A 17,130-nucleotide genomic window follows, 5' to 3' on the forward strand; every position below is an offset into this window, starting at 1 on the left:
CTCATTCATGCGGTTCATGCCTATCACTAAACTGCAAAGCCGCCAGCCGCGCATACAACGCATTGCTCGCAATCAACGCCTGATGCGTGCCGACCGCCACCAGTTTCCCCTGGTCCATCACGGCGATGCGATCGGCGTTTTTTACCGTGGCCAAGCGGTGGGCGATGACCAGAGTGGTGCGGTTTTTCATCAGGCTGGGCAGTGCTTGCTGGATCAGGTGTTCGCTTTGCGCATCGAGGGCGCTGGTGGCTTCGTCGAGCAGCAGAATTGGCGCATCGACCAGCAGCGCGCGGGCGATGGCCAGGCGCTGGCGCTGGCCACCGGACAAACCGAGGCCGGCGTCGCCGAGGTGGGTCTGGTAACCGTTGGGCATTTGCTCGATGAAATCGTGGGCGTAAGCGATCTTCGCGGCGTCCTTGATCTGCTGGAGCGTTGCAGTCGGATTGCCGTAGCGGATGTTTTCTTCGATGCTGCCGAAGAACAACGCCGGGGTTTGCGAGACCAGCGCAAAGCAACGGCGCAAATCCAGCGGATCGAGCTGCGTCAGCGGTACGCCATCGAGCAGAATGCGACCGTCGGTGGGATCGTAAAAACGCAGCAGCAAGTCATAAACTGTCGATTTACCGGCGCCGGAGGGACCGACCAGAGCAAGCGTTTCACCGGCCCTGATGGTCAGATTCAAGCCATCGAGGGCGTAACTTTCCGGTCGCGACGGGTAGGAAAAACGCACATCCTGCAGAACCAGATCGCCCTTCACGCGCTCGGGCAGTGTCACGAGTCCGGTCGTCGGTGGCTGAATGATGTTGTCCGAACGCAGCAGTTCAGCGATGCGCTCGGCTGCGCCGGCCGCGCGCTGCAATTCACCGATGACTTCGCTCAGCGTGCCGAAGGCGCTGCCGACAATCAGGCTGTAGAACACGAAGGCCGCCAGCTCGCCTGCAGAAATCCGCCCGGCCATCACGTCCATGCCACCGACCCACAGCATCACGCCGACCGCGCCAAGCACCAGGACAATCACCAGCGTGATCAGCCAGGCCCGCTGAAAGATCCGTTTGCGCGCGGTGTTGAACGCCTCTTCCACCGTCAAGGCAAATCGTTGCTCGTCCTGAGGCTGATGGTTGTAGGCCTGCACGGTTTTGATCTGGCCCAGGGTTTCGGACACATAACTGCCGATGTCGGCGATCCGGTCCTGACTCAGACGCGAGAGGCTGCGCACCCGGCGCCCGAAAATCAGGATCGGCGCGATCACCAGGGGCAAGGCAACCACAACGATGCTGGTGAGCTTGGGGTTAGTGACAAACAGCAGAACAATGCCGCCAATCACCATCAGAAAATTGCGCAAAAACATCGACAACGAAGAGCCGATCACCGACTGCAGCAAGGTGGTGTCGGCGGTCAATCGCGACTGGATCTCGGAACTGCGGTTGTCTTCGTAGAACCCCGGGTGCAGGTAGATCAAATGGTTGAACACCTGACGGCGAATGTCGGCAACGACACGCTCGCCAATCCACGAGACCAGATAGAAGCGCGCAAATGTGCCAATCGCCAGACCGACTACCAACAGCATGAACAGGCCGATGGACTGGTTGAGCAGGTGCGGCGACTGGGTCATGAAGCCCTGATCCACCAGCAGCCGGATCCCCTGGCCCATGGACAACGTAATGCCTGCGGTGACAATCAGCGCCAGCAAGGCTCCCAAGGCGTGCCACTTGTACGGCACAAGAAAGCGACTGGCCAAGCGGATCGCGCGACGGTAACGGGCAGAGAGCATGAGGTTTTTCCGGGTCCGCATTGAGGGGTCAGCTTACGGCACTGCATGGGGTGGAACTCTGTAAATCACAATGAGTCAGGTTAATTATGACCGCATTGACTAGTTGCTAGACGCTATCGGTCTAAGGTCCGGCTGGCAACTGGGCGGCATTTCTGGTGGACTGTACCGGCCGTCGCGGAAAGATCGCAGGGAGTTGTCATAGCCCGGTCACCTGACGGTTCTACAGTGAGTACACAACCTGATGAGGAGACAGGCCATGTCCTTGCAACACAGCAGCGACGACAAGATTCAAGTGATCCGCACCCAGCCCGACCAGTCTCTGGGATGCTCGATTATTGATGAGCAGGGGCGAGAAGTTCCGATCACTGAAAGCATGATCCAGGACGCCTGCAGCGAACTGGAAAAGCGATTGGTCAAACCTGCCGAACAAGAGTGATGTAGCCACCGTATTTCTGACCCGGCCTGATTGCCGGGTTTTTTGTGGGTGTTATTTGAGGGCGCTGCACTCCCTGTCACGGGCCAACTCGGTCTCTACTAGACAGCCGTTGCACCCAACGCCAACACAATCTTGCGAAGTTCAGCCGATTCCCCCTCAATCCGCACCTGCAGCCCATCAATCTCCCGCCGCGACGGGTACTGCTTGCGCAGCACATCAAACGCCGCACGCTGCTCGGTTACGCTACCGACCAGACTGCGGCGGAAATCCGCATCGTCGCGACGCGGGTCGTACACACCCCGGCATAACATCGCCAGCGCCCAGGCAGGATCGGCACCGGCATGCAAAGTCACTTGCGACAGCCACGGTTGCGGCAGCAGTTGGTTCAAACTGACCGAGGCCGGTTGCCCGAGAAAATCGCAGTACGCCTGATAAATCTGCGCCGTCCCTCGCTGCTTGCCGTCCAGGCTGTAACCGGCAATGTGCGGCGTCGCCAGCACGCACAGGTCGGCCAGTGCCACATCGACCTCGGGCTCGCCTTCCCAGACGTCCAGCACCGCTTGCAAGTCCTCACGCTGCAGCAGCACTTGGCGCAACGCGGCGTTATCGACCACCGGGCCACGACTGGCGTTGATCAGCCAGGCACCGGGTTTAAGCTGATTCAAACGATTTTTATCAAACAGATGCCAGGTTGAACCGCTGCCGTGCTTCCTCAGCGGCGTGTGCAGACTGATCACGTCGCACTGCTCGATGACCTGTTCAAGACTGACGAAATCGCCACCCTCGGCGGCTTGTCGAGGCGGATCGCACACCAGTACGTTCCAGCCCAGCCCTTGCAGAACCTTGACCAATCGTCCGCCTACTTCACCGGCGCCAACCACGCCGTAAGTACGCGTGGCAAGGTCAGCGCCTTCGATTTCGGCCAGGGTGAGCAAACTGCCCAATACGTAGTCGACCACGCCGCGGGCATTGCAGCCGGGGGCGCTGGACCAGGTGATGCCGGCCTGCTGGAAATAGTCGAGGTCCAGATGGTCGGTGCCGATGGTGCACGTGCCGACGAAGCGCACCTTGCTGCCTTCGAGCAACGCGCGGTTGACGTTGGTCACCGAGCGCACCAGCAACACGTCGGCCTGGGCGACGGTCGCGCGGTCGATCGAGCGTCCCGGCACCCGGCGAATGTCGCCGAACCCTTCGAAGAAGGCATCGAGCAGCGGGATATTTTCGTCGGCAACAATCAGCATGAGCAGGCTCCTTTGGCGGATCGGCAGTGTAGGCGGAGAACTGTGCAGTGGGCCAGCGGGATTCGAAATCACCGTGCCCCTCTGTGGCGAGGGAGCTTGCTCCCGCTGGGCTGCGCAGCAGTCCCCCACTTGAGCGACCTTAACCAGCAGGCACACCGCATGTGAGGTTGGGACTGCTGCGCAGTCCAGCGGGAGCAAGCTCCCTCGCCACAACGGTGCTATCGATGATTACAAATCGCTAACACAGGTCTTTTCCTGACCGATGCGTCAAGGCGTAGAATGGGCCGCCTGTGTGCATAATTTTTCTGGACGCTCTGCCCTTGAATGCCGTGACTGAACGCTCTGACGCCGCCCCCCTCACCCGCCCTGCCCGAGTTCGCCTGGAGCTGAGAAACCTGCTCGGCCTGGCGCTGCCGATCATGGTCGCGCAGCTGGCGACCACCGCGATGGGTTTCGTCGACGCGGTGATGGCCGGCCGGGTCGGGCCGCGAGATCTGGCGGCGGTGGCCCTGGGCAACTCGATCTGGGTGCCGGTGTTTCTGCTGATGACCGGCACACTGCTGGCGACCACGCCGAAAGTCGCCCAACGCTTTGGCGCCGGCACCCACAGCGAGATCGGTCTGATCGTGCGCCAGGCCCTGTGGCTGGCGCTGGTCGTGGGCTTGGTGGCGACCGCCATGCTGCTTGGCGCCGAGCCGATTCTGCACATCATGAACGTCGACCCCGAACTGATCGGCCCCTGCATGCAATACCTGCACGGCATCGCCAGCGGCTTGCCTGCGGTGGCGATTTATCATGTGCTGCGCTGCTTCAGTGACGGGCTCGGGCGCACGCGGCCGGCGATGGTCCTTGGCCTGTGCGGCCTGGCGCTGAATATTCCGCTGAACTACATCTTCATTTATGGCCATTTCGGCGTGCCGGCCATGGGCGGCGTCGGCTGCGGCTGGGCCACTGCCATCGTCATGTGGGTGATGGCGCTGGGCATGGCGGGCTGGGAACGCTGGGCGCCGGCGTATCAGTCGAGTCAATTGTTCAGTCGTTTCGACTGGCCGCAGTGGACTGTGATCAAGCGTCTGCTGAGCATTGGTTTGCCGATCGGCATCGCGGTGTTCGCCGAATCGAGCATCTTCGCGGTGATTGCGCTATTGATCGGCAGCCTGGGAGCGACGGTGGTCGCCGGGCATCAGATCGCGCTGAACTTCAGCTCGCTGGTGTTCATGATCCCCTACTCCCTGGGCATGGCCGTGACCGTTCGCGTCGGTCAGGCGCTCGGGCGTCAGCAGCCGCGTGAAGCGCGCTTCGCCGCCGGTGTCGGCATGGGCACGGCGCTGGCGTACGCGTGTATTTCCGCGAGCATGATGCTGTTGCTGCGCGAGCAGATCGCGACCATTTACACGGCTGATCCGACGGTGATTCACGTGGCGGCGATGCTGATTGTGTACTCGGCGCTGTTCCAGTTTTCCGACGCGATTCAGGTGACGGCGGCCGGCGCGCTGCGCGGCTATCAGGACACGCGGGTGACGATGATCCTGACCCTGTTTGCCTATTGGGGCATCGGTTTGCCGGTGGGCTACATTCTGGGGCTGACCGACTGGTTTGGCACGCCGAGCGGCCCGAGCGGGCTGTGGCAGGGTTTGATCGTCGGTTTGAGTTGCGCGGCGCTGATGCTGTCGATCCGCCTGACGCGCAGTGCACGCAAGCGGATCCGCATCAGCAGTTCGGCGGGTTAAGCGAGTTTCTTGCGGATCCAGTAGAGGTAGGTGCCTGCCTCTTCGTGCTGCGCGACCAGCTCGTGGTCGAGGAATACGCAAAACTTGGGGATATCGCGACGGGTCGACGGGTCGGTGGCGATGACCTTGAGCAAGCCGCCGGGCGTCAGGTCTCGGATGTGCTGGTGCAGCATCATCACCGGTTCCGGGCAGTTGAGACCGGTGGCGTCGAGGGTGCCGTCTACCGGCGTATCAAACATTTCACTCATGATTTACTCCTGAAACTGGCCAGCATTGTCGCGCAATGCCGGGTGATCGGTCATCTGTGGCAAACACCCAACCTGTAAAAGCCGGCTTGCTGGCGAAACGGGCGCCGCGGTGGGTCGTATACACCGCGTAACGGCCATCGCCGGCAAGCCGGCTCCTACAGAGTTTGCGTCCAGTCAGCGGGATTTGGGCTTCTTCACATCCAGCCGACGCAAATGGCAGGTCACTTCTTCCCGATCGTGATACAGCTGCTTGCAGCCGATCTCGACCCGGATCCCGCGCTCTTTGAAGCCATCGGCGATGCGTTCGAGCAAGCGTTTCACTTCGGCATAACGTTGTTTCATCGGCAACTTGAGGTTGACCACCGCCTCGCGACAATGTCCCTCGCCGATCCATTCTTCCAGCATCGCCGCGTTGCGCGCAGGTTTCTCGACGATGTCGCAAACCATCCAGTCCACCGGCTGGCGAGGCTTGTAGGTGAAGCCGTCGGCCATCAGGTGTTGCACCAGCCCGGTGTCCATCAGGCTTTCCGCCATGGGACCGTTATCAATGGCCGTCACCAGCATGCCGCGATTGACCAGTTGCCAGGTCCAGCCGCCAGGCGCGGCGCCGAGGTCGACGCCGGTCATGTCGCTGTGCAGGCGCTCGTCCCACTGATCACGCGGGATGAAGTGGTGCCACGCCTCTTCCAGCTTCAGCGTCGATCGGCTCGGTGCCTCACGCGGAAACTTCAGGCGCGGAATGCCCATCGGCCACATCGCCGAGTTGTTCGACTCGGCCAGGCCCATGAACACTTCACGGCCGCTCTTGAACGTCAGCAACAAACGCGGCTTGTGTGGGTCGTCCACCAGTTTGCGGGCCGCCATCAGCGCTTTGCGCAGGTGGCCTTCAAACTTCTTGCAGAAGTTCGACAGTTCCTTGCCGTCGTTGGTGTCGACCATCTCCAGCCACAAACTGCCGCACAACGGGAAATCGGCCATGTGCGCGAGGATCACGCTGATGCGATCGGTTTCCGGCAAATCAATAAACATTCCGCGCGCCCACTGGCGCGGGAAAATCAGCTCGGCGAAACGCTGGCCGCGCATCAGGCGCTCGGCGCCGTCTTCTTCGGTGCAGATGAATTCGGCGCAGGCGCTGGCGGTCTTGGCCTTGGCATAACCGGCCACGTTCAGCCGCGCGGCGTGCTCGGAAATCTCCGAGCAGACTTCGCTTTCGAATCCCGGTCGGCAATGCATAAAGAGGGTGTTCATCAAATCTCCTGGGCAATCGGCAAACCATCGATGCGCAAACTTGCCCTGTAGCAAAGCCTGTCACGAAAACCGGCGCATGATAGCCGAGTTCGGAACCCTGGATGCGCTCATAGAGTCCAGTTATTAGCCAGCTACTTAAAACAGGGCTAGCTTTAATGCTCTGTCCGTCCCCTCAGTCCGTAGCCGTGCGGGCTCAAAGGAGTGATCGTAATGCCGTCTGTTAATAGCCTGAATAGTCTTAAAACCTTACAAGTCGACGACAAGACCTACCATTATTTCAGCCTGCCCGACGCTGCCAAGAGCCTCGGTGATCTCGACAAGCTGCCGATGTCGTTGAAAGTGCTGCTGGAAAACCTGCTGCGTTGGGAAGACGAAAAAACCGTCACTGGCGCCGATCTGCGGGCGATTGTCGCCTGGCTCAAGGAGCGTCGCTCGGACCGGGAAATCCAGTACCGTCCGGCGCGGGTATTGATGCAGGACTTTACCGGTGTGCCGGCCGTGGTCGACCTCGCCGCCATGCGCGCCGCGATGGCCAAGGCTGGCGGCGCTCCGCAGCGGATCAATCCGCTGTCGCCGGTGGATCTGGTGATCGACCACTCGGTGATGGTCGACAAGTTCGGCAGCGCCAGCGCGTTCGAGCAGAACGTCGACATCGAAATGCAGCGCAACGGCGAGCGTTACGCCTTCCTGCGCTGGGGGCAGAACGCCTTCGACAATTTCAGCGTGGTGCCGCCGGGCACTGGCATTTGCCACCAAGTGAACCTCGAATATCTTGGCCGCACGGTCTGGACCAAAGACGAGGACGGTCGCATCTATGCGTTTCCTGACACGCTGGTCGGCACCGATTCCCACACCACCATGATCAATGGCCTCGGCGTGCTCGGCTGGGGCGTCGGCGGCATCGAGGCGGAAGCGGCGATGCTCGGTCAACCGGTGTCGATGCTGATTCCGGAAGTGATCGGCTTCAAACTTACCGGCAAGTTGCGCGAGGGCATCACGGCGACCGACCTGGTGCTGACCGTCACGCAGATGCTGCGCAAGAAAGGCGTGGTCGGCAAATTCGTCGAATTCTACGGTGACGGTCTCGCCGACCTGCCCTTGGCCGACCGCGCGACCATCGCCAACATGGCCCCGGAATACGGCGCTACCTGCGGTTTCTTCCCGGTCGACGACGTGACCCTGGAATACCTGCGCCTGTCCGGTCGTCCGCTGGAAACGGTGAAACTGGTCGAGGCCTACAGCAAAGCGCAAGGTCTGTGGCGGCTGCCCGGCACCGAACCGGCATTCACCGACAGCCTGGCCCTGGACATGGGCAGCGTCGAAGCAAGTCTGGCCGGGCCGAAACGCCCGCAGGACCGCGTCTCGCTGCCGAATGTCGCGCAAGCGTTCAACGAATTCATCGAACTGCAATTCAAACCCGCCAGCAAGGAAGTAGGCCGCCTGGAGAGTGAAGGCGGCGGCGGTGTTGCAGTGGGTAACGCCGATCTCGTCGGCGAAACCGATTACGAATACGACGGCCGAACTTATCGTTTGAAGAACGGCGCGGTGGTGATTGCTGCGATCACCTCTTGCACCAACACCTCCAACCCGAGCGTGATGATGGCCGCCGGGCTGGTGGCGAAAAAAGCTGTGGAAAAAGGCCTGACCCGCAAACCCTGGGTGAAGAGTTCGCTCGCGCCCGGCTCGAAAGTGGTCACCGACTATTACAAGGCTGCAGGACTGACCCAGTATCTGGACCAACTCGGTTTCGATCTGGTCGGTTATGGCTGCACCACGTGCATCGGCAACTCCGGGCCATTGCCGGAACCCATCGAGAAAGCCATCCAGAAGGCTGACCTCACAGTCGCTTCCGTGTTGTCGGGTAACCGCAACTTCGAAGGCCGCGTGCACCCGCTGGTGAAAACCAACTGGCTGGCCTCGCCGCCCTTGGTGGTCGCTTACGCGTTGGCCGGTACGGTGCGCACCGACATCAGCAGCGACCCGTTGGGCAATGACCAAGATGGCAACCCGGTCTACCTGCGCGACATCTGGCCCAGCAGCGAAGAAATCGCCGAAGCGGTGAATCAAGTCAACACCGCCATGTTCCACAAGGAATATGCCGAAGTGTTCGCCGGTGACGAGCAATGGCAGGCGATCGAAGTGCCGCAGGCGGCGACGTATGTCTGGCAGGACGATTCGACGTACATCCAGCATCCGCCGTTCTTTGATGACATTGGTGGCCCGCCGCCGGTGATCAAGGACGTCGCGGGCGCCAGGGTGCTTGCGCTGCTCGGTGACTCGGTGACCACCGACCACATCTCCCCGGCCGGCAACATCAAGACCGACAGCCCCGCTGGCCAGTACCTGCGCGAAAAAGGCGTAGAGCCCCGCGATTTCAACTCGTACGGCTCGCGACGCGGCAACCATGAAGTGATGATGCGCGGCACTTTTGCCAACATCCGCATTCGCAACGAGATGCTCGGCGGCGAGGAAGGCGGCAACACGATCTACATCCCTACCGGCGAACGGATGGCGATCTACGACGCCGCCATGCGTTACCAAGCAGCGGGCACGCCGCTGGTGGTCATCGCCGGGCAAGAATACGGCACCGGATCGAGCCGTGACTGGGCCGCCAAAGGCACCAACCTGCTTGGTGTGAAAGCCGTTATCGCTGAAAGTTTTGAGCGGATCCACCGTTCCAACCTGGTGGGCATGGGCGTGCTGCCGCTGCAATTCAAGCTCGATCAGAACCGCAAAAGCCTGAACCTCACCGGCAAGGAAACCCTGGATATTCTTGGCCTGACAGGCGTTGAGCTGACGCCGAGGATGAACCTGACGCTGGTGATCACCCGCGAAGACGGCCGCCGTGAGAAAATCGAAGTGTTGTGCCGGATCGACACGTTGAATGAAGTGGAATACTTCAAGTCGGGCGGGATTCTGCATTACGTGCTGCGGCAGTTGATTGCGTCGTGATTGTTCGCTGACAACAACACCGCCTTCGGGCGGTGTTTTTGTTTATGGCCGCAGGTCCCTATAATCCGGCACCGTTTCGCGAGCAACACTAACTCCCCCTGTAGGGAAATAAGTGGTGCCTGCGGAATCTTGACACTAGGACATCAAATGCCCGCCCTGCCATGGACGTATCTCGCCCTCCTCTCCCTCGGCTACGCACTCGCGCTGATCTTCGGCCATGTTAGCTGGCTCGCCACACTTTCGGTGGTGTTGCTGCTGATCGCCGCCGTTGCCGTGTGCCAGCGGGAGATTCGCATTGCGCCTTACCTCGGTCACGCGCTGTTCCTGTTCATGGCATTGGCCCTGGCGTTGCACTGGTTGCCGGGTTTCTACGGTGGTCGTGTCATCGCGCCACAACGTTTTACCGATGATGCGGTGCGTTTCGCCATGTACCTGAACCTGGACAAACCGCTGATTGGGTTCTGGCTGTTGCTGGTCTGCCCATGGATCGTCGGGCGGCGTTCTCTGCGTCTTTCCTGCTATGCCGCGATGTCGGGACTGGTACTGAGCAGCGTACTGGCGCTGGGCGGCGCACTGTTGCTGGGGCTGATCAGTTGGGCGCCGAAATGGCCCGATCAGGCGTGGCTGTGGGTGCTCAATAACCTGCTGCTGGTGACGCTGGTCGAGGAGGCACTGTTTCGCGGCTACATCCAGGGCGGTCTGAGCCGGCGCTTCAAGCACTTGCCTTATGGCGAGGATCTGGCGTTGCTGCTCGCATCCTTGCTGTTTGGCCTGGTGCACGCAGGCGCGGGCTGGCAGTGGGTGTTGCTGTCCGGGCTGGCCGGGCTAGGTTATGGGCTGGCTTACCGGTTCGGTGGGCTCGGGGCAGCCATCGCCACCCATTTCGGCTTGAACTTGCTGCACTTCGGCCTTTTTACCTACCCGATGCTCGCCGGCTGACGCAACGCTGGTTTTGCGACGCGCCGCTGATTATTGAAAAATTAACTTCAATAAATTCCTGACGGCGCCGACAACCTCCCAAAGCCTCACGGATTGAAAAAGCCATGCGCAACAACCAGCCTGTTACACAACGCGAACGGACTTTTCCGGCTCAGCAGCGGTTGATTTCCACCACCGATGCCAAGGGCGTGATCACCTACTGCAACGACGCCTTCGTCGAGATCAGCGGGTTTTCGCGTGACGAACTGATCCGTGCGCCGCACAACCAGGTCCGTCACCCCGACGTGCCGGCCGCGGTGTTCGCGCATATGTGGGGCACATTGAAACAAGGCCTGCCATGGATGGGCATCGTCAAGAATCGCTGTAAGACCGGCGACCATTACTGGGTTAACGCCTACGTGACGCCGGTGTTTGAAGGCAAGCAGGTGGTCGGTTACGAATCGGTTCGGGTCAAACCGACTGCCGAGCAGATCCGCCGTGCCGAAGCGCTTTATCAACGCATCAACCAGGGCAAGTCGGCCATTCCTTCCACGGACAAATGGCTGCCGGTGCTTCAGGATTGGCTGCCGTTCATTCTGGTCAGCCAGTTGAGCTTCATGATCGGCGCGACGCTCACATCGCAGTGGGGCTTTGCTTTGGCCGCAGGCCTGTCGGTGCCACTGGGCCTGCTCGGTTTGAGCTGGCAACAACGCGGCCTCAAGCGCCTGCTGCGCCTGGCCGAACAGACCACCTCCGACCCGCTGATCGCGCAGATGTACACCGACAGCCGCGGTGCTCAGGCGCGTCTGGAAATGTCGATTCTCAGTCAGGAGGCCCGCCTGAGAACCTGCCTGACCCGTCTGCAGGACACGGCAGAGCACCTGACCGAGCAAGCCAAGCAATCCGACACCCTTGCACACAACAGTTCGACCGGGCTGGAACGTCAGCGCGTGGAGACCGAGCAGGTCGCCACCGCAGTCAACCAGATGGCTGCCACCACCCAGGAAGTCGCCAGCCACGTGCAGCGCACGGCCGACGCCACGCAGGAAGCCAATCGCCTGACCGGACGTGGTCGCGATATTGCCGGGGAAACCCGCGAGGCCATTCAGCGCTTGTCGGTGGTGGTCGGCGAAACGGGCCAAACCGTCACGCAACTGGCCAAGGACAGCGATGAAATCGGCGGCGTGGTCGACGTGATCAAAGGCATCGCCGACCAGACCAATCTGCTGGCACTGAACGCAGCGATCGAAGCGGCGCGTGCCGGCGAGATGGGTCGCGGCTTTGCGGTGGTGGCTGACGAAGTTCGCCAACTGGCGCAGCGCACCAGTGAATCGACCGGACAGATTCATGCCCTGATCGCCAAGCTGCAGCACACCGCGAGCACTGCCGTGCAAACCATGGAAGCCGGACATCGTCAGGCCGAAGAAGGTGTAGCGCGGGTGCTGGAAGCGGATCAGGCGCTGGTGGGGATCAGCGAAGCGGTGGCAAACATCACCGACATGACCACGCAAATTGCGGCGGCAACGGAAGAGCAAAGCGCAGTGGCTGAGGAGATCAGTCGCAACATCAGCAATATTTCCCAGCTGGCGGATCAAACGTCCGAGCAGGCGCAGCACTCGGCACTGCTGAGTGAAGAGCTGACGAAGACGGCGAATACCCAGTATTCGCTGGTGGAGCGGTTTAACCGCTGATCGATGCTTATAAAAAAACCCGGACAGCGAAAGCTTCCGGGTTTTTTATTGTCGATCCTGAATGAAATATCCGGCAAATTTCCACTGATTTCCCAAGACTACAAATTTATGGGCCAAAGCCTACAACCCAGCCAGAATCCACCGACTTGCCTGTCTCAGAGCCGAGCTCAATTGTTTGCCGGTCAAAACTTATTCACATAAGCTGGTCAGCATGAATACACATCCTTCGGAGGCTCCGATGGCCACCACCAGAAAGACCGACAAACCCGGCAAAAAGGAAGTTCGTGATGAACTGACATTCCTGGATGTTCGGCAAGCCGCGCGTGATGGACAGAAAGTGTTCGATAAGTTTGTGATCACTGGCAGGCTCCCCATTACGAAGTAGGCCTGGATGCCAGCGGTCAAGATCTCAGCGCTGTTTGAACAAATGAGTAACTGGCACAATTTCGCTGCGCACTTTTACAACTACAAGATATGCAGTGAGTTACCCGGTATTTTTGGCCGGGGCCAGTATTACCGCACGGCTGCACTCGGCGACGCTGCCAATGATTTCTGGCTGATCTACGCCTATGACACTTTCCGTGATGAGTATTTGCTCTTGACGGTCACAGGTCCAGACGCCCATAACCGAGGAGAATGGGGTTCATTTCTTCGAACGATACAGTGCGAAATTGTCGAACCCTGGATAGTGGGCAAGCTTCATTTTCCTGACCTGAATGACTTCTAGCTCCAGACAAGGGCTGATCGGTGGATCGGCCTTGGCGCAATCATCGGTGCAAAAAACTGACCACGGCCTGCGCAGCCGCCGCCAAATGCTGCTCATGGGTAAACCCCGAAACCTTCAACGGCTTCAAGTCATGATCCCCCGCGGCTAACCAGAACACCTCGATCTGCGCCGATAACTCATACCCTTCAACCGTCTCGCGATTGCCCAACGCATCCCTTTCGCCTTGCACAATCAGCGTCGGCGTTTTCAAAGCGGCCAGATGCTCAACCCGAGGTTTCTCCGGTTTTCCCGCCGCGTAAAACGGATACCCCAGGCACACCAGCGCATCCGCGCCCAATTCATCCGCGAGCAAACTGGCCATCCGCCCGCCCATGGATTTGCCGCCGACTGCTAACTGCCCAGTGACATGGCGTCGCACCACGGCGTACACCTCACGCCAGCATTCCAGCAGTTTCGGCGCAGGGTTGGGTGGCCGTCTGCCGCCGTCGACACGCCGTTGCGCCATGTATGCAAACTCGAAGCGCAGCACGTTGATCCCATGCGCAGCAAGGCGTCCAGCCATGTCGTTCATCCAGGCACTGTCCATCGGCGCGCCGGCGCCATGGGCCAGAATCAGCGTGGCCGAGGCCGGTGCCGCCGCCGCATTCCACAGCCAGCCATGTTCGCGCACACACTGCGCCCATTGATCCCCGTCAATACTGGCCTTGTGCTGTTTGTTCATGCTTGCCTCGCTTTTAGTCTGCCTATAACTCCAGACGAGGGACGCGCCGCTTTTGGCAAGCGCGATCACTTCGGCTGAACCGTGGATGGGGAACCATGAACACTTCTATCAGTACCGCCTACAACTACAAGGTGGTCCGCCAATTCGCCATTATGACGGTGGTGTGGGGCATCGTCGGCATGGGTCTCGGGGTTTTTCTCGCGGCTCAATTGGTCTGGCCCGAACTCAATTTCGATTTGCCGTGGACTAGCTTCGGCCGCCTGCGCCCATTGCACACCAACGCGGTGATCTTTGCTTTTGGAGGCTGCGCGCTGTTCGCCAGCTCGTTCTACTCGGTGCAGCGCACCTGCCAGACGCAGTTGTTTGCACCGAAAATCGCCGCATTCTGCTTTTGGGGCTGGCAGGTCGTGATTTTGCTGGCGGCCATCAGCCTGCCGCTGGGCTACACCAGCTCCAAGGAATACGCCGAACTGGAATGGCCGATCGACATTCTGATCACCATTGTCTGGGTCGCCTACGCCGTGGTGTTCTTCGGCACGATCATGCAGCGCAAGACCAAACACATCTACGTCGGCAACTGGTTTTTCGGGGCGTTCATCATCACCGTGGCGATTCTGCACATCGTCAACAATCTAGAGCTGCCGGTGAGCTTCGGAAAATCCTATTCGGTGTACGCCGGGGCGACCGACGCCATGGTGCAGTGGTGGTACGGGCACAACGCGGTGGGCTTTTTCCTGACTGCCGGGTTCCTCGGGATGATGTACTACTTCGTGCCGAAACAGGCCGAGCGCCCGGTGTATTCCTATCGCCTGTCGATTGTGCACTTCTGGGCGCTGATCACCCTGTACATCTGGGCCGGGCCGCACCATTTGCACTACACCGCGCTGCCGGACTGGGCGCAGTCGCTAGGCATGGTGATGTCACTGATCCTGCTGGCACCGAGCTGGGGCGGGATGATCAACGGGATGATGACGCTCTCGGGCGCCTGGCATAAGTTGCGCAGCGATCCGATCCTGCGCTTCCTCGTGGTGTCGCTGGCGTTCTACGGCATGTCGACCTTCGAAGGCCCGATGATGGCGATCAAAACCGTCAACGCCCTCTCCCACTACACCGACTGGACCATCGGCCACGTTCACGCCGGCGCACTCGGCTGGGTGGCGATGATTTCGATCGGCGCGCTGTACCACATGATTCCGAAAATCTTCGGCCGCGCGCAGATGCATAGCATCGGCCTGATCAACGCGCACTTCTGGCTCGCCACCATCGGCACCGTGCTCTACATCGCCTCGATGTGGGTCAACGGCATCGCCCAGGGCTTGATGTGGCGCGCGATCAACGAAGACGGCACGCTGACCTACTCCTTCGTCGAAACCCTGGTGGCCAGCCACCCGGGCTTTGTCGTGCGCCTGGTCGGTGGCGCGATCTTTCTCAGTGGCATGTTCCTGATGGCCTACAACACCTGGCGCACCGTGCGGGCCTCGCAGCCTGCCGAAGTCGCCGCTGCCGCGCAGATGGCTTGAGGAGTCCGCCATGAAACACGAAACAATCGAGAAAAACGTCGGCCTGCTGATGCTGCTGATGGTCCTGGCCGTGAGCATCGGCGGGTTGACCCAGATCGTCCCGTTGTTCTTTCAGGACGTGACCAACAAACCGGTCGAAGGCATGAAGCCGTACACTGCATTGCAACTGGAAGGCCGCGACATTTACATCCGCGAAGGCTGCGTCGGTTGCCACTCGCAAATGATCCGGCCGTTCCGCGCCGAGACCGAGCGCTATGGGCATTACTCGGTGGCCGGAGAGAGCGTATGGGATCACCCGTTTCTGTGGGGCTCCAAGCGCACCGGTCCGGACCTGGCGCGGGTCGGCGGTCGCTATTCCGAAGACTGGCACCGCGCGCATTTGTACAACCCGCGCAACGTCGTGCCGGAATCGAAAATGCCGGCCTACCCGTGGCTGGTGGCCAATCAACTCGACAGCAGCCACACCGAAAGCAAGATCAGGACAATGCGCACCCTCGGCGTGCCGTACACCGACGCAGACATCGCCGGCGCCACGGAATCGCTCAAGGGCAAGACCGAAATGGACGCCTTGGTCGCCTACCTGCAAGTGCTCGGCACTGCGATCAAGAGCAAGAGGTGAGCCATGCCCTTTGAAATCATCAGTGAGATCAGCAGCGGAATGATCCGCGGCCTGGGCACGGTCGTGGTGTTCGTGGCCTTCATCGGGCTGACGTTGTGGGTTTTCAATCGCAAGCGCAATGCCGATTTCGCCGAAGCGCGCCTGTTGCCGTTTGCCGACGAGCCACCCACCGACAGCCCCCAAGAACCCGTCACGAGGAGTACCCGGCCATGACTACTTTCTGGAGTACGTGGATCTGCGTACTGACCATCGGCAGCCTGATCGGCCTGACCTGGCTGCTGATCGGTACGCGCAAGGGCGAAACCAAGGGCAGCGTCGATCAGACCATGGGCCACAGCTTCGACGGCATCGAGGAGTATGACAATCCACTGCCGCAGTGGTGGTTCATGCTGTTCGCCGGCACGCTGGTATTCGCCGTCGGATATCTGGTGCTTTATCCCGGCCTGGGCAACTGGAAAGGCATTTTGCCGGGGTACGAGGACGGCTGGACCGGCGTCCACGAATGGGAAAGGGAGATGAACAAGGCGGACGCCCGGTTCGGGCCGATCTTCGCCAAATTCGCCGCGATGCCGCTGGAGGAAGTGGCCAAAGATCCGCAAGCGCTGAAAATGGGCGGACGCCTGTTCGCTTCAAACTGTTCGGTGTGCCACGGCTCGGACGCCAAGGGCGCGTTCGGTTTTCCCAACCTCGCCGACAATAACTGGCGCTGGGGTGGTGAAGCAGCAATGATCAAGACCACGATCATGGGCGGGCGCATGGCGGCGATGCCGGCCTGGGGTGAGATTCTCGGGGAGGCGGGCGTGAAGAATGTCTCCGCTTATGTACGTCATGAACTGGCCGGGTTGCCGTTGCCAGCGGACACCAGTGCCGATCTGCAGGCCGGGCAGCAAGCGTTCGCCGCCACGTGCACGGCTTGTCATGGAGCCAACGGTCAAGGCACCGAGGCCATGGGCGCGCCGAATCTGACGCAACCGGCCGGCTACATCTACGGGACGAGCCTGGCGCAACTGCAGCAGACCATACGCCATGGTCGTCAGGGTCATATGCCGGCGCAGAACGAGTTGCTCGGCAATGATAAAGTGCAACTGTTGGCGGCTTATGTGTACAGCCTCTCGCATGGGCTGGATACAGAACGCCTGCAGGCTGAACGCAAAAGCGAATAGTTCTCGACCGCTCTACTGCTGCATTCCAGCGGAATGCGGCAGTTCCCTGCCCCTTTGCGACCAAGTGTCGCACCCTCCCTTGGTACGCCTTTCGGTTCCCCGCATTCGGGTCTAAGCTTTCCCCGATGCGGCGAATATCTGCCGG

Annotated in this window: 16 protein-coding genes; 11 read left to right on the plus strand and 5 right to left on the minus strand. The window is 60.5% G+C overall.

The annotated features are described in order from the left end of the window. Window position 1: 1 nt before the first annotated feature. A complete protein-coding gene (locus ACYZTS_RS23300) occupies window positions 2-1,771 on the minus strand; it encodes an ABC transporter transmembrane domain-containing protein (protein ID WP_461992347.1) in 1,770 nt (589 codons plus the stop codon). 256 nt (window positions 1,772-2,027) lie between these two features. On the opposite strand from ACYZTS_RS23300, the gene ACYZTS_RS23305 reads away from it, so the two are divergent. Further along, window positions 2,028-2,207 carry a PA1571 family protein gene (locus ACYZTS_RS23305; protein WP_461992349.1) on the plus strand — a complete coding sequence of 60 codons (180 nt, stop codon included), beginning with the start codon at window positions 2,028-2,030 and terminating at the stop codon, window positions 2,205-2,207. 98 nt (window positions 2,208-2,305) lie between these two features. On the opposite strand, the gene pdxB is transcribed toward ACYZTS_RS23305, so the two are convergent. Further along, window positions 2,306-3,448, minus strand: coding sequence for a 4-phosphoerythronate dehydrogenase PdxB (gene pdxB, locus ACYZTS_RS23310; protein WP_461992351.1), 1,143 nt, complete (start codon window positions 3,446-3,448; stop codon window positions 2,306-2,308). 320 nt (window positions 3,449-3,768) lie between these two features. Here pdxB and ACYZTS_RS23315 point away from each other — a divergent pair, with 320 nt between their 5' ends. After that, complete coding sequence (locus ACYZTS_RS23315; protein WP_461992353.1) at window positions 3,769-5,178, plus strand: MATE family efflux transporter; 1,410 nt, start codon at window positions 3,769-3,771, stop codon at window positions 5,176-5,178. On the opposite strand, the gene tusA is transcribed toward ACYZTS_RS23315, so the two are convergent. Together tusA and rlmM are read right to left on the minus strand one after the other, a co-directional pair. Further along, window positions 5,175-5,426, minus strand: a complete 252-nt coding sequence (gene tusA / locus ACYZTS_RS23320; protein ID WP_028621435.1) for a sulfurtransferase TusA — start codon at window positions 5,424-5,426, stop codon at window positions 5,175-5,177. The two genes, ACYZTS_RS23315 and tusA, sit on opposite strands and share 4 nt — an antisense overlap. A gap of 174 nt (window positions 5,427-5,600) precedes the next feature. Continuing rightward, the gene (gene rlmM / locus ACYZTS_RS23325) at window positions 5,601-6,674 is read right to left on the minus strand and encodes a 23S rRNA (cytidine(2498)-2'-O)-methyltransferase RlmM (RefSeq protein ID WP_461992355.1); all 1,074 of its coding nucleotides are present in this window, start codon (window positions 6,672-6,674) and stop codon (window positions 5,601-5,603) included. Window positions 6,675-6,884: 210 nt separating this feature from the next. Between rlmM and acnA the strand changes: the two genes are divergently transcribed. The 5 genes from acnA to ACYZTS_RS23350 all read left to right on the plus strand — a co-directional run bounded on the left by acnA (window position 6,885) and on the right by ACYZTS_RS23350 (window position 12,962). Next, window positions 6,885-9,626: an aconitate hydratase AcnA gene (acnA, locus tag ACYZTS_RS23330; RefSeq protein WP_461992357.1), complete on the plus strand. Its 2,742-nt coding sequence runs from the start codon at window positions 6,885-6,887 to the stop codon at window positions 9,624-9,626. Window positions 9,627-9,773: 147 nt separating this feature from the next. Next, window positions 9,774-10,565: a lysostaphin resistance A-like protein gene (locus ACYZTS_RS23335; RefSeq protein ID WP_461992358.1), complete on the plus strand. Its 792-nt coding sequence runs from the start codon at window positions 9,774-9,776 to the stop codon at window positions 10,563-10,565. A 104-nt stretch (window positions 10,566-10,669) separates the two neighbouring features. Then, complete coding sequence (locus ACYZTS_RS23340; RefSeq protein WP_461992359.1) at window positions 10,670-12,235, plus strand: methyl-accepting chemotaxis protein; 1,566 nt, start codon at window positions 10,670-10,672, stop codon at window positions 12,233-12,235. Window positions 12,236-12,473: 238 nt separating this feature from the next. Then, entirely contained in the window at window positions 12,474-12,620 is a 147-nt protein-coding gene (locus ACYZTS_RS23345) for a hypothetical protein (RefSeq protein WP_461992361.1), read from the plus strand. A gap of 6 nt (window positions 12,621-12,626) precedes the next feature. Continuing rightward, window positions 12,627-12,962 (plus strand): type II toxin-antitoxin system YafO family toxin, encoded by a 336-nt coding sequence (locus ACYZTS_RS23350; protein ID WP_461992362.1) that lies wholly within the window; start codon window positions 12,627-12,629, stop codon window positions 12,960-12,962. A gap of 40 nt (window positions 12,963-13,002) precedes the next feature. Here the strand turns inward: ACYZTS_RS23350 and ACYZTS_RS23355 are convergent, their stop codons facing one another. Then, window positions 13,003-13,683, minus strand: a complete 681-nt coding sequence (locus ACYZTS_RS23355) for an alpha/beta family hydrolase (protein ID WP_461992364.1) — start codon at window positions 13,681-13,683, stop codon at window positions 13,003-13,005. Window positions 13,684-13,778: 95 nt separating this feature from the next. On the opposite strand from ACYZTS_RS23355, the gene ccoN reads away from it, so the two are divergent. The 4 genes from ccoN to ccoP are packed head-to-tail and all read left to right on the plus strand — an operon-like array spanning window position 13,779 to window position 16,985. Further along, entirely contained in the window at window positions 13,779-15,203 is a 1,425-nt protein-coding gene (gene ccoN, locus ACYZTS_RS23360) for a cytochrome-c oxidase, cbb3-type subunit I (protein ID WP_461992365.1), read from the plus strand. Between the two features lie 10 nt (window positions 15,204-15,213). Continuing rightward, window positions 15,214-15,822 carry a cytochrome-c oxidase, cbb3-type subunit II gene (gene ccoO, locus ACYZTS_RS23365; protein WP_461992367.1) on the plus strand — a complete coding sequence of 203 codons (609 nt, stop codon included), beginning with the start codon at window positions 15,214-15,216 and terminating at the stop codon, window positions 15,820-15,822. Between the two features lie 3 nt (window positions 15,823-15,825). After that, complete coding sequence (locus tag ACYZTS_RS23370) at window positions 15,826-16,035, plus strand: cbb3-type cytochrome oxidase subunit 3 (RefSeq protein WP_461992368.1); 210 nt, start codon at window positions 15,826-15,828, stop codon at window positions 16,033-16,035. Further along, complete coding sequence (ccoP, locus tag ACYZTS_RS23375) at window positions 16,032-16,985, plus strand: cytochrome-c oxidase, cbb3-type subunit III (protein ID WP_461992370.1); 954 nt, start codon at window positions 16,032-16,034, stop codon at window positions 16,983-16,985. The genes ACYZTS_RS23370 and ccoP overlap by 4 nt, the downstream gene beginning before the upstream one ends. Window positions 16,986-17,130 lie beyond the last annotated feature (145 nt).

The organism is Pseudomonas sp. TMB3-21 (genome assembly GCF_054898145.1).

What these genes read in the sequence shown, in the direction of transcription:
- ACYZTS_RS23300 (WP_461992347.1), bottom strand. Translation starts at nt 1,771, where the DNA reads ATGCTCTCTGCCCGTTACCGTCGCGCGATCCGCTTGGCCAGTCGCTTT.
- pdxB (WP_461992351.1), bottom strand. Translation starts at nt 3,448, where the DNA reads ATGCTGATTGTTGCCGACGAAAATATCCCGCTGCTCGATGCCTTCTTC.
- ACYZTS_RS23345 (WP_461992361.1), top strand. Translation starts at nt 12,474, where the DNA reads ATGGCCACCACCAGAAAGACCGACAAACCCGGCAAAAAGGAAGTTCGT.
- ACYZTS_RS23355 (WP_461992364.1), bottom strand. Translation starts at nt 13,683, where the DNA reads ATGAACAAACAGCACAAGGCCAGTATTGACGGGGATCAATGGGCGCAG.
- ccoP (WP_461992370.1), top strand. Translation starts at nt 16,032, where the DNA reads ATGACTACTTTCTGGAGTACGTGGATCTGCGTACTGACCATCGGCAGC.
- ACYZTS_RS23340 (WP_461992359.1), top strand. Translation starts at nt 10,670, where the DNA reads ATGCGCAACAACCAGCCTGTTACACAACGCGAACGGACTTTTCCGGCT.
- ccoN (WP_461992365.1), top strand. Translation starts at nt 13,779, where the DNA reads ATGAACACTTCTATCAGTACCGCCTACAACTACAAGGTGGTCCGCCAA.
- ACYZTS_RS23350 (WP_461992362.1), top strand. Translation starts at nt 12,627, where the DNA reads ATGCCAGCGGTCAAGATCTCAGCGCTGTTTGAACAAATGAGTAACTGG.
- ACYZTS_RS23335 (WP_461992358.1), top strand. Translation starts at nt 9,774, where the DNA reads ATGCCCGCCCTGCCATGGACGTATCTCGCCCTCCTCTCCCTCGGCTAC.
- ccoO (WP_461992367.1), top strand. Translation starts at nt 15,214, where the DNA reads ATGAAACACGAAACAATCGAGAAAAACGTCGGCCTGCTGATGCTGCTG.
- rlmM (WP_461992355.1), bottom strand. Translation starts at nt 6,674, where the DNA reads ATGAACACCCTCTTTATGCATTGCCGACCGGGATTCGAAAGCGAAGTC.
- tusA (WP_028621435.1), bottom strand. Translation starts at nt 5,426, where the DNA reads ATGAGTGAAATGTTTGATACGCCGGTAGACGGCACCCTCGACGCCACC.
- ACYZTS_RS23370 (WP_461992368.1), top strand. Translation starts at nt 15,826, where the DNA reads ATGCCCTTTGAAATCATCAGTGAGATCAGCAGCGGAATGATCCGCGGC.
- acnA (WP_461992357.1), top strand. Translation starts at nt 6,885, where the DNA reads ATGCCGTCTGTTAATAGCCTGAATAGTCTTAAAACCTTACAAGTCGAC.
- ACYZTS_RS23305 (WP_461992349.1), top strand. Translation starts at nt 2,028, where the DNA reads ATGTCCTTGCAACACAGCAGCGACGACAAGATTCAAGTGATCCGCACC.